The 14,186-nt window shown below is 57.9% G+C and carries 17 protein-coding genes; 4 read left to right on the top strand and 13 right to left on the bottom strand.

The window, feature by feature from the left end:
* Positions 1–55: 55 nt before the first annotated feature.
* Genes tssE through tssB form a run of 3 tightly spaced genes read right to left on the bottom strand, consistent with a single transcriptional unit; the run spans position 56 to position 2,535 of the window.
* Positions 56–496: a type VI secretion system baseplate subunit TssE gene (tssE, locus tag GJU83_RS08265; protein WP_153634067.1), complete on the bottom strand. Its 441-nt coding sequence runs from the start codon at positions 494–496 to the stop codon at positions 56–58.
* Between the two features lie 3 nt (positions 497–499).
* Positions 500–1,981: a type VI secretion system contractile sheath large subunit gene (gene tssC / locus GJU83_RS08270; RefSeq protein WP_153634068.1), complete on the bottom strand. Its 1,482-nt coding sequence runs from the start codon at positions 1,979–1,981 to the stop codon at positions 500–502.
* A 56-nt stretch (positions 1,982–2,037) separates the two neighbouring features.
* Positions 2,038–2,535, bottom strand: coding sequence for a type VI secretion system contractile sheath small subunit (gene tssB, locus GJU83_RS08275; protein WP_153634069.1), 498 nt, complete (start codon positions 2,533–2,535; stop codon positions 2,038–2,040).
* Positions 2,536–2,812: 277 nt separating this feature from the next.
* Here tssB and GJU83_RS08280 point away from each other — a divergent pair, with 277 nt between their 5' ends.
* Positions 2,813–3,073, top strand: coding sequence for an acyl-CoA-binding protein (locus tag GJU83_RS08280; protein WP_069182250.1), 261 nt, complete (start codon positions 2,813–2,815; stop codon positions 3,071–3,073).
* 133 nt (positions 3,074–3,206) lie between these two features.
* Positions 3,207–3,524 (top strand): site-specific integrase, encoded by a 318-nt coding sequence (locus tag GJU83_RS08285; protein ID WP_153634070.1) that lies wholly within the window; start codon positions 3,207–3,209, stop codon positions 3,522–3,524.
* Between the two features lie 9 nt (positions 3,525–3,533).
* On the opposite strand, the gene GJU83_RS08290 is transcribed toward GJU83_RS08285, so the two are convergent.
* Positions 3,534–3,995, bottom strand: coding sequence for a hypothetical protein (locus tag GJU83_RS08290; protein WP_153634071.1), 462 nt, complete (start codon positions 3,993–3,995; stop codon positions 3,534–3,536).
* 110 nt (positions 3,996–4,105) lie between these two features.
* On the bottom strand, positions 4,106–4,621 hold the full coding sequence (gene greB, locus GJU83_RS08295; protein ID WP_153634072.1) for a transcription elongation factor GreB: 516 nt from the start codon (positions 4,619–4,621) through the stop codon (positions 4,106–4,108).
* 297 nt (positions 4,622–4,918) lie between these two features.
* On the opposite strand from greB, the gene GJU83_RS08300 reads away from it, so the two are divergent.
* Complete coding sequence (locus GJU83_RS08300) at positions 4,919–5,200, top strand: hypothetical protein (RefSeq protein ID WP_153634073.1); 282 nt, start codon at positions 4,919–4,921, stop codon at positions 5,198–5,200.
* Here the strand turns inward: GJU83_RS08300 and GJU83_RS08305 are convergent.
* The 8 genes from GJU83_RS08305 to ftsY all read right to left on the bottom strand — a co-directional run bounded on the left by GJU83_RS08305 (position 5,194) and on the right by ftsY (position 13,355).
* Positions 5,194–6,684 (bottom strand): HAMP domain-containing sensor histidine kinase, encoded by a 1,491-nt coding sequence (locus GJU83_RS08305; protein WP_153634074.1) that lies wholly within the window; start codon positions 6,682–6,684, stop codon positions 5,194–5,196. The two genes, GJU83_RS08300 and GJU83_RS08305, sit on opposite strands and share 7 nt — an antisense overlap.
* Positions 6,671–7,351 carry a winged helix-turn-helix domain-containing protein gene (locus GJU83_RS08310; protein ID WP_008175694.1) on the bottom strand — a complete coding sequence of 227 codons (681 nt, stop codon included), beginning with the start codon at positions 7,349–7,351 and terminating at the stop codon, positions 6,671–6,673. The genes GJU83_RS08305 and GJU83_RS08310 overlap by 14 nt, the downstream gene beginning before the upstream one ends.
* 103 nt (positions 7,352–7,454) lie before the next feature.
* Positions 7,455–8,234 (bottom strand): hydroxypyruvate isomerase, encoded by a 780-nt coding sequence (gene hyi, locus GJU83_RS08315; protein ID WP_153634075.1) that lies wholly within the window; start codon positions 8,232–8,234, stop codon positions 7,455–7,457.
* A 7-nt stretch (positions 8,235–8,241) separates the two neighbouring features.
* Positions 8,242–9,153, bottom strand: a complete 912-nt coding sequence (locus GJU83_RS08320) for an NAD(P)-dependent oxidoreductase (protein WP_153634076.1) — start codon at positions 9,151–9,153, stop codon at positions 8,242–8,244.
* 236 nt (positions 9,154–9,389) lie between these two features.
* Positions 9,390–10,250, bottom strand: a complete 861-nt coding sequence (rpoH, locus tag GJU83_RS08325; protein WP_069182258.1) for an RNA polymerase sigma factor RpoH — start codon at positions 10,248–10,250, stop codon at positions 9,390–9,392.
* 192 nt (positions 10,251–10,442) lie between these two features.
* Positions 10,443–11,450, bottom strand: a complete 1,008-nt coding sequence (ftsX, locus tag GJU83_RS08330) for a permease-like cell division protein FtsX (RefSeq protein WP_153634077.1) — start codon at positions 11,448–11,450, stop codon at positions 10,443–10,445.
* Positions 11,440–12,132 carry a cell division ATP-binding protein FtsE gene (gene ftsE / locus GJU83_RS08335; protein WP_136630885.1) on the bottom strand — a complete coding sequence of 231 codons (693 nt, stop codon included), beginning with the start codon at positions 12,130–12,132 and terminating at the stop codon, positions 11,440–11,442. The genes ftsX and ftsE overlap by 11 nt, the downstream gene beginning before the upstream one ends.
* Positions 12,133–12,161: 29 nt before the next feature.
* Positions 12,162–13,355 carry a signal recognition particle-docking protein FtsY gene (gene ftsY, locus GJU83_RS08340; protein ID WP_153634078.1) on the bottom strand — a complete coding sequence of 398 codons (1,194 nt, stop codon included), beginning with the start codon at positions 13,353–13,355 and terminating at the stop codon, positions 12,162–12,164.
* Between the two features lie 161 nt (positions 13,356–13,516).
* Here ftsY and rsmD point away from each other — a divergent pair, with 161 nt between their 5' ends.
* Complete coding sequence (gene rsmD, locus GJU83_RS08345; RefSeq protein ID WP_141697176.1) at positions 13,517–14,167, top strand: 16S rRNA (guanine(966)-N(2))-methyltransferase RsmD; 651 nt, start codon at positions 13,517–13,519, stop codon at positions 14,165–14,167.
* The last annotated feature ends 19 nt before the right edge of the window (positions 14,168–14,186 follow it).

A 14,186-nucleotide genomic window follows, 5' to 3' on the forward strand; every position in this document is an offset into this window, starting at 1 on the left:
CAGAAAAGCATCCCCACCGACTCTCGCCATCCTTGGTGTTTACTGATCGTTTCCGTTACACCACCTGGCAGTAACGTTTGTCATCCAGAACCAAATCTATGGTTGTTTTGTCGTCTTTCGAACCGACGTTGAGATAGACCGTCACCTGAAACCGTAGCTGCAGCGGGTCGGGCCCCTGGGGCAGATTGACCACATCCACACGCTTCACCCTGGGTTCGAACTTCTCAATGCACTGTCGGATCGCGCCTCGGATCTGAACGCTCAGATCGTGGGTGCCGAGCGTGGCGTCGTTGAAGTCCAGCAAGCCCAGGTCCGGTACGCTGGCACTGTTGCCCGGGTGGGCGTTCAGCAGCCGAACCAGGTGGCGCTTGATGGATTCCACAACGTGGGTGACGTCTCCCATACTCTGGCCGGCCGGTTCGGCTGCCTGTTCCAGTCGTTCGAACAGGCTGCCGGTGCCGGCCTGCGATCCGTCGCTGGCCGGGTGCCGGAACACGGATCAGTCCTTGTCCAGCCGGCCAACCAGTGACAGTTCGAAGTTGGCACCCATGTACTTGAAGTGGGGACGCACGGCCAAGGACACCTGGTACCAACCCGGATCGCCTTCCACGTCAGAGACGGTAACCTGTGCCGCGCGCAGGGGGCGGCGGCTGCGAACTTCCGCGGGCGGATTTTCCTGGTCGGCAACGTACTGGCGAATCCATGTGTTCAACTCCCGCTCCAGGTCCTGGCGCTCTTTCCATGAGCCAATCTGCTCCCGCTGCAGCACTTTGATGTAGTGGGCCAGGCGGTTCACGATCATCATGTACGGCAGCTGGGTGCCCAGCTTGTAGTTGGTCTCCGCCTCCTTGCCTTCTTTGGTGTTCGGGAACTGCTTGGGTTTCTGCACCGAGTTGGCCGAGAAGAAGGCTGCGTTGTCGCTGCCCTTGCGCATGGTCAGGGCGATGAAACCCTCGTCGGCCATTTCGTATTCGCGACGGTCGGTGATCAGCACTTCGGTCGGGATCTTGGCCTCAAGCTGGCCGAAAGACTCAAACAGGTGCACCGGCAGGTCCTCGACGGCGCCACCGCTTTGTGGACCGATGATGTTCGGGCACCAGCGGTACTTGGCAAAGCTCTCGGTCAGGCGGGTGGCCAGCAGATACGCGGTGTTACCCCACAGGTAGTGCTCGTGATCGCCCGAGACGTCTTCCTTGTAGTTGAAGCTGCGCACCGGGTTTTCCGTAGGATCGTACGGCACCCGCAACAGGAAGCGCGGCGAAGTGAGGCCCAGATAGCGGGCGTCTTCGGACTCACGCAGGGAGCGCCACTTGGCGTATTTCGGGCCCTCGAACACGGCCTTCAGTTCCTTGATGGCCGGCAGTTCCTGGTAGCTGTCGACGCCGAAGAACGACGGAGCCACGGAAGACAGAAACGGCGCATGGGCCATGGCACCAACCGAGGACACGTACTGAAGCAGCTTCATGTCCGGCGTCGACGGGGTAAACGCGTAGTTGCCCACCACGGCGCCCACCGGCTCACCCCCGAACTGACCATATTCCGTGGAATAGATGTGCTTGTAGAATCCGGTCTGGGTAACGTCTGGCGCGAACTCGAAATCTTCCAGCAGCTCGGTCTTGGTGGCGTGAAGGATGTCCACCTTGATGTTTTCGCGGAAATCGGTTCGGTCCACCATCAGCTTCAGACCGCGCCAGGAGGATTCCAGCTCCTGCAGCTTTGGCGCATGCAGGATCTCATCCATCTGGGCGCTGATCTTGCGATCCAGCTCGACCACCATCTGGTCCACCAGGGCCTTGTTGACCGGCTGGCCTTTTTCGTCGCTTTTCAGCAGGTTGGCAATAAACGTTGCCACGCCCTTGCGGGCAACATCGTAACCCTCATCCGCCGGCGCCATGCGGCTGTTGGCCATGACCTGGTCTAGCAAGGACCCTTCGGCAACGGATTCGGAGGCAGCAGAGTGCTGCACAGCAGTATCAGACATACCACGTCCCTTTAGTACGTTTTGAATTCAATCGAACGTTATGAGTGCGCGTTCGCTTACTCGTCGCTGTCGGTAGCCAGTTCCAGTTCGGCCAGCAGCTTGTCCCGTGCGTCGTCGTTGTCCAGCAATTCCTGCAGCTTGGAACGGAACGACGGTACGTTACCCAGTGGGCCTTTCAGGGCCACGAGGGCTTCCCGCAGCTCTATCAACTTATTCAGCTCAGGCACCTGACGGGCGACACTATCGGGGGAGAAATCATCGAGGGTCTGGAATTCCAGGTTGACCGGCAGTTCGTCGGCTTCCTCATCCAGTTTGTTGGTCACAGTGGTAGAAAGGGTCAGACCGGCTTCTTTCATGACAGAACGGAAATTGTTCTTGTCGACGGAAATGGCCTTGCGATCTTCGATGGGGGTTTCTTCGGCGTGTCCCTTGAAATCGCCAACCACGAACACTTTCAGCGGCAATTCGGTTTCGGCCTGCTGATCTCCGGTGGCGGGGACATATTTGATATTGATGCGCTCTTTAGGCGCGACGGAACCGTCTTTTGAAGACATGCGCTTGCTCCCTGTGCAAATCATTTGCAGTTGTTCAATCCCTTGTACGCACCTTCCTGGCACGCAACGCCAAAAACTGTACACAGATCATTTGTCTTTCTCAAGCAAAAACTGGCCAGCATTATTCCGGAATGTGCACCCGGGCAAGCTTTTGCCAGAACCCCGGCATTTCCCCTTCCGACAATGCCCTGGAAAGATTCAGTCAATGACGGAGCCGGCGGCTGTGGCTATACTCGGCCAACAAACAGGACCAAAGTAGAACCATACGGAGATCAACATGAGTGACCTGAAAACCCGCTTCGACGAAGCCGTCAACTACATCCAGACCGCCGAAGGCGACTTCAAGCCCTCCAACGAGATGAAACTGGAATTCTATGCGCTGTACAAGCAGGCCACTGAAGGCGATGTATCCGGCAAGCGCCCGGGCATGATGGATTTCGTGGGCCGCGCCAAGTTCGATGCCTGGGAGAAACTCAAAGGCATGTCCAGCGATGACGCCATGCAGAAGTACATCGACAAGCTCGAAGCCCTGAAGTAATCGGCCTTCCAGCCCAGACTCTGGTCAGAAAATGACCAGAGTCAATCTTCCTGAATAAAGCTTTGCGCTCGTAAATGAGCTGTCATAAGATGCGCGCAAAATAACAATACCAATTCACCAGGAAGAGTAATTTATGGACATCACAGAAGCGCTGGAACAGTCCCAGCCAGGCTTGGTGGCACGGGTCAAGGACGCCATTCATCAGCACAAGCTCAATCAACGCTCAGAGCAGACCTACCTGCACTGGATCACCCGATTCGTGCTGTTCAGCGACATGAAAGATCCCGATGCACTGGCCAATGAAGACCGCCAGAAGTTTTTGGACTACCTGAACGAACGCATGCGGGTATCCCGGGCGCGTTTCAATCAGGCCAGCCAGGCGCTGACATTTTTCTACGAAGATGTCCTGGGTAAGACGCCCGCGGGGGACAACGGCTGCGCCGCAGCCTGAACGCCTGTCTCAACGCTCGTTCATATTGATGTTCAGCGCGTCGTAGGTGCGGTTCTCGGGTGGGCGGATCACGTAGTTGTTGCTGTGAGTCTGCCCGGGAATGGATTTTGGATTGCTGAAACGGAACTCCACCGGGATCTGTGAGCGGCCAAGGTCCGTGCGGCTGTCACCGGGGCGAAGACCAAGCGGATCGAGGTAAAAATCGTCTTCGACCCTTGGTTTGAGCGGTACGCCCGCAGCCGGAGCTGTCAGACCACCTTCAATGACCGTATTGGCCAGAGTTTCCTCCTCCATGGAATTCAGCTGGATGGTGTGAATGGTAGAGCGCTCTTCATACTGGAAAGCGTTTTCCTGATTGTCGCTCTGGGCAAACACCCCACCTGCAACGGCCCACGCCGCGACAAGCCCCACCAACACCAGCAGACTGCTTATCCTGCGCTGAACGATTCCGACTTTTCCACGCTTACCCATGGCATTTCCCCGGCAGACGATCCTGTCTGCGACCAGTTGTGACAAATTTTGATCAGTTTATCGACAAATCCGTCAAACTGCCCGGGCACTCGCCAATTTTGTGACATCATTCACTTGTCGTCTTCAGGCGCCTGGTAGCGAATACCCACCACGAACACCGACTTCCAGCCTTCGGGGGTGCGAACGCTCACCTCGTCGTCCAGGCGTTTGCCAATCAGTGCCCGGGCCAGAGGAGAATTGATGCTGAGATAACCTTTGGTCAGATCGAACTCATCCGCGCCGACCAGACGATAGGTCTGTTCTTCGCCCTCCTCGTCTTCCACCGTCACCCAGGCGCCAAAGAATACTTTTTCCCGGTCATCCGGCAGACGATCAACCACGGTCAGCTCTTCAAGGCGTTTGCTCAGGAAACGGACCCGGCGATCGATTTCCCGCAACTGTTTCTTGCCGTAGATGTATTCCGCGTTCTCGGACCGGTCACCAAGGGCAGCAGCTTCACGCACGGCCTGGGTGACTTCCGGGCGTTTCACCTTCCAGAGATACTGCAATTCTTCCCGCAGGGCCTGTTCACCCTCGGGTGTGATGTATCTGGGGCGCGGGCCACCATTACCGGGAACCTGACTCATTGGTCTCGCAACGTCCTCTGCAATTGAGAATCAGAAAATCAGGGCATAAAAAAACCCCGTAAAAACGGGGTAAGGCTAGCGCTGTGCTGGAGGGAGAAGCAAGCAACAAATCTGCAGGCTTCCAAAGCTACAGTTTCAATTATGCACACCGTTGGTTACACCATCGTGGCCGAGGAATTACCTTTTCGTCAGGGTATCGATGAACGCTGGCACCCGGAATTAGGTTGCAGACTCTAGGAACGAAGCATAGCGTTGGCGTTATACGTTTTTGCAGATTCCACTTTTGGAGAAATCAACATGAATACCGAAACGCTGCTGAATATGGCTCTCAATGGCGTGGATGCCCTTGGCTATCGTCTGGATCAGTACGGAATCACCGGCAAGGTCAACCGGCACAACATCGCGGCTTTCCTGGCGGCTGAACAGAAGCATCTGGAAGGCGAATGGGACAGCATTCAGGTACGGGTAAATCGTCGCCGCTCGCAGGTTGAGAAAATTACCCACGAGATCGAATCCCGCAAAGATGCGCTGATTGGCCCGGTACTTTCGAAGATCAACCGGTTCCGCGCCAGTCAGTGAGTCTTCACGCCGGTGGATTGAGAGGCGGCTTGGGTTTCCCCGGCCGCCGAATCTGCCGACTGCTCTGCCTGGGTCGCTCGAATGCGTTTGCGGGCCTCGCTAAAGGCAGGGATCTTTACAGCCACAGTCAGCCCCGGCGACTCTTCTCCCGGATGAGTATCGCTCAAAACGATCCGGCCCTGGTGAATTTCCGCAACAGCGCTCACCAGGCTCAGGCCCAGCCCGTTCCCCGGTAACGAACGGCTCTTGCCCACTCGATAAAAGCGCTGGAAAACCTGGTCTTTCTCCGCATCGGGAATACCGATGCCACTGTCGCGAACTTCGAAGACAGCTTCTGAATCTTCCCGCCGAACCGAGACGCCGATAACGCCGTGTTCAGGCGTGTATTTGATGGCATTATCAATCAGGTTGCTGACCATCTGGAACAGGAGGTCCCGGTCACCCTCGATCTTCACACCGCTTTGCAGATCCTGTTCAAACGATTGGTCTTTGTCCTCGGCCAGGGCTTCATAGAGTTCGCAGGCATCCGCAACCAGCTCGTCCAGAGGCACAGGTTTCATGTCTGCGGTATTGCCGCGGGTTTCCAAACGTGCGATGCGCAACAGAGCGTTGAAGGTGGCCAGCAACTGGTCGGCTTCCGCCACTGCGCGGCCCGCCTGCTCCCTTGCTTCATCGTTATCCACCGACATCAGTGTGTTTTCCAGCTGGTTGCGCAGTCGGGTCAGGGGGGTACGCAAATCGTGGGCAATGCTGTCGGAGACGTGCCGGATGCCTTCCATCAGGTACACAATCCGGTCCAGCATCTGGTTCAGGTTTTCCGCCAGCTGGTCAAAATCATCGTCGGTGCCACGAGTTGGAATTCTCAGGGACAGATGGCCGTTCATGATCCGGCGGGAGGTGTTGTTGATAACCTCGATGCGCCGGGTCGTACTTCGGCTCATCAAGAAACCACCGAGTAACGCCAAGGCAAGGGTGATTCCCATTCCCCAGTTGATGGCGGTTTCGATCACCCGCTTCAGGTTGGTAAGTTCGTCGACATCGCGCCCCACAAGCAGGCGCATGCCACCCTGCACCTCGAAGATGCGGGCTCGGGCCAGACGCTCGGGCCCGTTCCAGCCCACCGATTCGTTCAGGGTGAAATTGATCCAGCCACTTTCGGAACGACTGCCTTCCGGCCAGGTTTCAATATTGCCGGCCAGCTTGAGGAAATCGTCGGTCGTCAGCAGGTAGATGGATTTGGCGTTGGGGTCACGGGCAACACGCTCACGGATAATGGTAATCAGGCCGTTCACACCACGGCCACGATACTGCTCCGCCAGACCGGCGATCTCCGCCTCGATGGTTTCGTCGGTCTGGGCGGTCATGAAGCCCGCCGTACGCCAGTAGATAAAGGCCAGTAACAGGAATACCGAGGTGGCAAACACCACCATGTACAGCAGGGCTAGCTGGAAGGATGATGTCCTGAGCTGGCTAAGCAGTTTCACGTAACATGTACCCTGCACCCCGGATGGTCTGCAGTAAGGGTGTATCGAATTCCTTGTCGATCTTGGCTCTCAGCCGGCTGATGTGCACGTCAATCACGTTGGTCTGGGGATCAAAATGATAATCCCAGACCTTCTCCAACAGCATGGTCCGGGTCACCACCTGACCGGCATTACGCATCAGGTACTCCAGCAAACGGAATTCCCGGGGCTGGACATCGATATTCTGCCCGGCCCGCTTTACAGTCCGCGCCAGCAGGTCCATTTCCAGATCCGCCACCCGCAATACCGTTTCGGTCTCTGCGGACTGGCGATTACGACGAACCAGGGATTCGATCCGAGCCAGCAGTTCGGTGAACGAAAACGGCTTGGTCAGGTAATCATCGCCACCGCCTCGCAAACCTTCAACACGGTCGTCTACATCACCCAGGGCACTGAGAATCAAAACCGGCACCTGGTTTCCAGTCGCCCGCACGGTCTTGATAATGGAGAGACCGTCCATGCCGGGAAGCATGCGATCTACAATCATGATGTCGTAATCTTCGCTGGCCGCCATCATCATGCCTTCCTTGCCATCGGCCGCATGGTCGACCACGAAGTCGGATTCCTTCAGCCCTTTGACAAGATAATTTGCAACGTCCTGATCGTCTTCGATTACCAGCGCTTTCACCGGTTCTCCTCCCGATAGCGGATTACAGATAGGACAAGGGTACGAAGAAGTTGGCAACCCGGCCAGTTACGATCTTGTAAGAGGGTGTCGCCAATGGCGACGGTCAGAGCTTGCCTGAAAACCAGCCAAGACTGTCGCCCGTTGCCCCGGTAGGCCGGTATTCCGCGCTTACCCAGCCGTCATACCCCATGGCATCGATGGCCGCAAAAACATTCGAAAAGTTAATCTCCCCGGTACCGGGCTCGTGTCGGCCGGGGTTGTCGGCAAACTGAATGTGGCCGATCCAGGGCAACAGGCACTCCATGGAGCGCACCAGATCCCCTTCCATAATCTGCATGTGGTAAAGGTCGTACTGCAGGCGCACGTTGTCCGCATCCACTTCCTCAATCAACGCAAGTACCTTGCCGGAGGTATCCAGAACAAAGCCTGGCATGTCCACGCGCGAATTGATGGCTTCCAGACACAGGGTGATACCCTCCTCCGCAAGCCTGGGGGCTGCCCAGGCGACATTGTTCGCCAGCGTGTTCCAGGCAATCTCATCTGAGACATGATCGGGTTTCAGGCCCGCCAGGCAGTTTAGCCGCCGACAGCCCAGGGCTTTGGCATAGTCGATCGCCTGATCCACGCCGGCCTGGAACTCCTCAACCCGGTCCGGCAAGCAGGCGATACCCCTCTCCCCAGCATCCCAGTCGCCGGGCGGCAGGTTGAACAGCACCTGGGACAGTTTGTTATCGTTCAAAAGATCCCTGAGCAGGTCTTTGGGGTAGGCGTAAGGGAACAGATACTCCACCCCCTCAAAACCGGCGGCCCGGGCCATGGCAAAGCGCTCGGGGAAATCCACTTCCGTGAACAGCATCGACAGGTTGGCAGCAAAACGGGGCATGGCGTGGTTACTCCTTCGGGCCGCGGCCAAGGGAGCCAAGCAGCGCACCGTTCAGATGCTCCAGCTCCAGCAACAGGCCGCTATGGTCGACATCACTGTGGCCATTCGCCACCAGCGACAGGTACTCGTTGTGAGTCTGCTGGGCCAGGGGCAGGGTCAGCCCTTCCGCCCGGGCCTCATCCAGGATCATCCGCATGTCCTTGAGCTGAATCCGTGCTGGCGCACCGGGGGCAAAGTCACGGTCAATCATGCGCTGCCCATGCAGCTCCAGAATCCGGCTACCAGCGAACCCGCCCAGCAAGGCCTCCCGCACGGCCGCAGGATCCGCACCGCCTTTCGCCGCAAGCAGCAGCGCCTCGGACACGGCACCAATGGTGATTCCAACAATAGCCTGATTGGCCAACTTCGCCAATTGCCCTGAGCCCACAGGCCCGATACGGGTGCATTTGCCGAGCGCCTCAAACACCGGCCTAGCACGATCGACATCGGCTTCGGAACCACCCGCCATAATACTCAGACGAGCTTCCGCCGCACCCACCGTTCCTCCGGACACCGGCGCATCGACATACCCAGCACTCCGCTCCGCCGCCAGCTCAGCATGCCGCCGGGCCACAGAAGGCTGGATCGAGCTCATATCAATCACCAGCGCCCCCGGCTTCAGGTCCTCAAGAGCCCCCTGCTTAACCAGCACCTGCTCCACCACATCGCTGTTCTCCAACATGGTGATCACCACGTCCGCATTGGCAACCGCCTTCGCCGGAGATTTGGCAATGGTTGCTTCAGAAGCAAAGGGCTCGCACTTGCTAGACGTGCGGTTCCACAAGGTCATCGGGAAACCCGCGTTCAGGAGGTTACGGGTCATGGGCGCGCCCATGAGGCCGATACCGAGAAATGCGATATGAAGGTGTTTATCAGTCATATTTCAGGCCTTTGCACAAAGGTTTGAGAAGGGATTGGGTGGGCCTTTCCAAAACCGTGCGGAGCCATGGATGGCGGAGCCGAGCGTACATGGACGTATTCACAGCGTGTTTTGGAAAGGCCTACCCAATCGCTTCTGCCCCCAAGGTAAAGTTTTCGATTATACAAACAAAAACGCCACCAACCGGAACCGGTGGTGGCGTTTTAACGACTCAGTCGCGGGATTGGGCCGCCTGGTCAGGCCGCCTCAACCATCTGCATGCGAATCTTCTTCATCGCATTCTTCTCAAGCTGCCGGATGCGCTCCGCCGACACGCCGTATTTGTCCGCCAACTCATGCAACGTCGACTTGCTTTCGGACAACCAGCGCTCCCGAAGAATATCCTGGCTGCGCTCATCCAGCTGCTCCAGAGCCTGCATCAGCCTGCCGTTGGAATCGTCGGACCAATCGGCGTTTTCCAGTTGAGTGGCCGGATTGCTGCGAGCATCTTCCAGATAATACGCCGGTGCCTGATAAGCGTTATCGTCATCGTCGTCCTGCGGACCATCGAACGCCGTATCCTGGGAAGCCAGTCGGCCTTCCATTTCACGGACCACCCGTGGCTCGACACCCAGATCTTCGGCAACCGCGTTCAGCTCATCATGGCTGAGCCAGGCAAGCTTCTTCTTCTGGCTGCGCAGATTGAAGAACAACTTGCGCTGGGCCTTTGTAGTGGCCACTTTCACAATCCGCCAGTTGCGCAGAATAAACTCGTGAATCTCTGCCTTGATCCAGTGAACGGCAAAGGACACCAGGCGCACACCGTATTCCGGATTGAACCGTTTGACCGCCTTCATCAGGCCAACGTTACCTTCCTGAATCAGATCCGCCTGAGCCAGACCATAACCCGAATAGCTCCGGGCAATGTGAATCACAAAGCGCAGGTGAGACATAACCAGCTGACGGGCGGCCTCTACGTCGCCCTCATAATGGAGCCTTTCAGCCAGCTCCCGTTCTTCGTCCACTGTGAGCACCGGGATGCGGCTCGCAGCCTGAATGTAAGACTCGAGATTCTGACCCGGAACCAGTCTGTCAACCAGTTGTAAACTCGTACCCATGCTCTAACCTCCGAACCCGACGGCCCTTAAATATACCAACTACTTTTTAGACCGCCAAGAACTCTGAAAGTTCCCGAAATCTCCAGTAAAACGTTCTAAATCAACTACCTGAAAATTTCACCTTGGCTTTGCTGGCTTCGAAATTACGCCAGCAGAAGCTGTTTCTTCAATACGGTTATCCCGCTATCCGGATCATCCGCCTCCGGCAATATCACCCGGCTCCATGTCATCCAGATGACGTTTCACAGCGACCCAGGCGCCCAGCCAGCCTAGCAGCATCGCAACAATTATCAACGCCAGTGCCCCATCAAACTGCAAACCGTCGAGGGAAAAATCACTCCGATACAGCCCTGCCAGCCGCTCTATGGGCCCGCTGAGCCACCACAGAGACAACTGCAACAGAATCAGCGCCACAATCCCGCCACCGAGCCCAAACCATGCGCCGGTGTACAGAAAGGGCCTGCGGACAAAGCTGTCCGTTCCGCCCACCAGTTTCGCAACCAGAATTTCGTCCCGGCGACTCTCAATCGAAAGACGGACCGTGTTGCCGATCACCAGCACAACCGCAGCAGCCAGCAGAATCGCCAGTGCCCAGACCGCACGGGCCAGAAGATCCGTCATGGCGTTCAGACGCTGCAACCAGCCGAGGTCCACCTGAACCCGCTCGACGCCTTCCATGCCTTCAATAAACCGAACAAGGCCTTCCACCCCCTCGGTGGAACGGGCGCCTTCCTCAGGGGTAATCAGCAGGGTATGTGGCAGAGGGTTGTCTTCGAGATAATCCAGGGCATCTTCCAGGCCCGATGAGGCCCGAAATTCTTCCAGGGCCTGGTCCCGATCAACCAGCTCGACACCGGCCACCCGGCCGTCGCTGGCAATGTCACTGCTCAACCCCCGTGCCCGCTCAAGCGGCACAGTCAGCTCAATGTAAGCGGTCACCCGGGCACTGCTTTCCCAGCCCGCACTTACGCCCTGGAGACTGGTGAGCAGCAACAGCAGCGCCACCGGCAAGGCCAGGGCAACGCCCATCACGGTCCAGGTCATCAAACTGGCCACCGGATTGCGCCAGAGACGGCGGGCACTATCCTCGGCAACCTTGCGATGATGGGTGAAATAGCTCTCAGCCTGCTCACGCCAGGGCGACCGGGCCTTGTTGGCGCCTCGTGCAGGTTGCGGCTTTTTACGCGGATCAGCGGCCACTGACACCTCCGCCAATAACCGAGGTGCCGCCAGCAACCAGGCGACCATGATCCAGCTTCAATGTTCGCCGCCCCATCTCATTGATCAGGGCAATATCGTGGGTTGCGATCAACACGGTAACGCCCACCTGGCTGAACTGCCCGAACAGATTCATGATGTCGGCGGACAGCGCCGGGTCCAGGTTACCCGTCGGCTCATCCGCCAGCAGTACCGGGGGTTTGTTGACCACCGCCCGGGCAATACCGACGCGCTGCTGCTCACCGCCGGAGAGCTGCATCGGGTTCATTTTTTCCTTCTGGAGAAGCCCCACCTTGTCCAGGGCAGCACGTACACGCCGGCCCGTGTCTCTCGGCGAGGCACCCATGACTTCCAACGGCATGGCAACGTTGTCGAACACGGTACGGTCAAAGAGCAGCTGGTGGTTCTGGAAGACCACACCAATGTGGCGGCGAATGTAGGGGATCTGGCGACGGGGCAAGCGGTTCAGAACCTGTCCACCTACCACCACCTCACCGGCGCTGGGGCGCTCCATCACCATGATCAGTTTCAGCAGGGTACTCTTACCCGCACCGGAATGGCCGGTCAGAAACGCCAGCTCGCCGCGCTCCAGGCCAAAGTTGACCTGACGCAGGGCGGTATGATCACTGTCGTAACGCTTGGTGACCTGGCGAAACTCAATCATGGGCGGTTTCCGCGCGGCTGGATTCCGGGCTATTCGTCAAACAGGGCATGCACAAAGGTTTCGGCATCGAAGCTGCGCAGATCATCCACCTGCTCACCAACACCGATAAACCTGATCGGCAACTGCAACTGACGGGCAATGGCAAACACAATACCGCCTTTGGCCGTGCCGTCCAGTTTCGTCAATGTAATGCCACTCACACCCACAGCCTGCTGGAACACCTGCGCCTGGCTCAGGGCGTTCTGGCCGGTGCCCGCATCCAGCACCAGCATGACTTCGTGGGGCGCAGATTCGTCCAGTTTCTTCATCACACGGACCACCTTCTCCAGCTCCTGCATCAGGTTATCCTTGTTCTGCAGACGACCGGCGGTATCGGCGATCACGACATCAACGCCACGGGATTTGGCTGACTGGATGGCATCGAAAATCACCGAGGCGCTGTCAGCACCGGTGTGTTGTGCCACCACCGGCACATTGTTGCGCTCACCCCAGACCTGCAACTGCTCGACCGCCGCAGCACGGAAGGTATCGCCGGCGGCCAGCATGACCGATTTGCCTTCGTTCTGGAATTTCTTGGTGAGCTTGCCGATGGTGGTGGTCTTGCCCACGCCGTTCACGCCCACCATGAGGATGACGTAGGGGGTCTTGCCGGAATCGATTTCCAGGGGCTTGGTCACATCCTTCAGCAGCCCGTGCAATTCATCCCGTAACGCCTGTCGCAGGGCCTCACCGTCCTTGAGCTGATTGCGCTCAAGCTTTTCGGTGAGCGATTCAATGATCTCAGAAGTGGCGGTAACGCCAACATCCGCCATTAACAGCGTGGTTTCGATTTCCTCGAGCAGGTCCTCATCAATTTTCTTGCTCAGGGAGAACAGGTCTGACAGACCACCGGTCAGGCTCGCCCGGGTCTTACCCAATCCCTTTTTGATGCGTTCGAAAACGCTGACCTGAGGCTCGGGTTCCGGTGCTTTCTGGGGCTCTTCTGCGGGCTGAGGCTCCAGGGCCGGCTCTGGTTCAGCCACCGACTCTGGTTGCGGCTCGGGAGTGGCAGGCGTTTCGCTCTCGGCTTTTTCCGGCTCCGGTGCCGCCCCTCTGGCAACCTCTGGCTTGCGCTGCGGCACCGGCTTCGGGCGCGGTGCCCGGCTGCGGTTTCCGGCGATATCCAGAACAAATACAAGCACAAGAAGGGCCAGAAGGCCGATTGAAATCCACTCTGCCGTCATAAAAGTCAATCCATCAGTCTGAATGGGCGGGACAAAGAAAGCCGACATTCTAGCAGACTGTCCCGATGAAGTGAGGGCCACCCGGATTATCGCGCGGGGCCCGGTTTCCGGTAAGATGCGCGCAGATACCCAGAACCCCGCACAGTCCCGGAGCTGCGACGATGGCGCGCCGAAAATCCACCAGCCACAGCATTTCGAAAAGAAACCCGACCGGTCGCGGTACCGGGGCCGCACCCGCTAATAACAGCACCGGCGAACTGCGCATTATCGGCGGTGACTGGCGCAGCCGGAAACTGCGTTTTCCGGATGCCGGTGGTGTGCGACCAACCCCCGCCCGCACCCGGGAAACCCTGTTCAACTGGCTTAACTTTCACCTGGCAGGCAGTGATTGTCTCGACCTGTTCGCCGGCTCCGGCGCGCTTGGCCTGGAAGCACTGTCCAGAGGTGCCGCAGGTGCCACCCTCGTGGATCATACGCCTGCCCTGGCCAAGGCACTCAGGGACAACCTCAGGTTATTGAAGTCTGACACCGGAGACGTGGTGTGCGCAGATGTCGAGAGCTACCTGCGTCAGAGAAACCGGCCGCCGTTCGACATCGTTTTCATGGACCCACCGTTCCGACAGGGCTGGCTGGAGAAACTGTTTCCATTACTGGATGAGCAGGGCTGGATCAAATCCGGCGGCTGGGTTTACGTGGAACACGAGAGCGAATTGCCAACACCGGCAGTGCCTGGGTCATGGCATCTGCATCGGCAAAAAAGCGCGGGGCAGGTCACCTACTGCCTTTTCCGAAAAGCCATAGACCCGGAATAGCAAGGGGCCTGAAAGAAAA

The organism is Marinobacter salsuginis (genome assembly GCF_009617755.1).
In the GTDB taxonomy this organism is placed as follows: domain Bacteria; phylum Pseudomonadota; class Gammaproteobacteria; order Pseudomonadales; family Oleiphilaceae; genus Marinobacter; species Marinobacter salsuginis.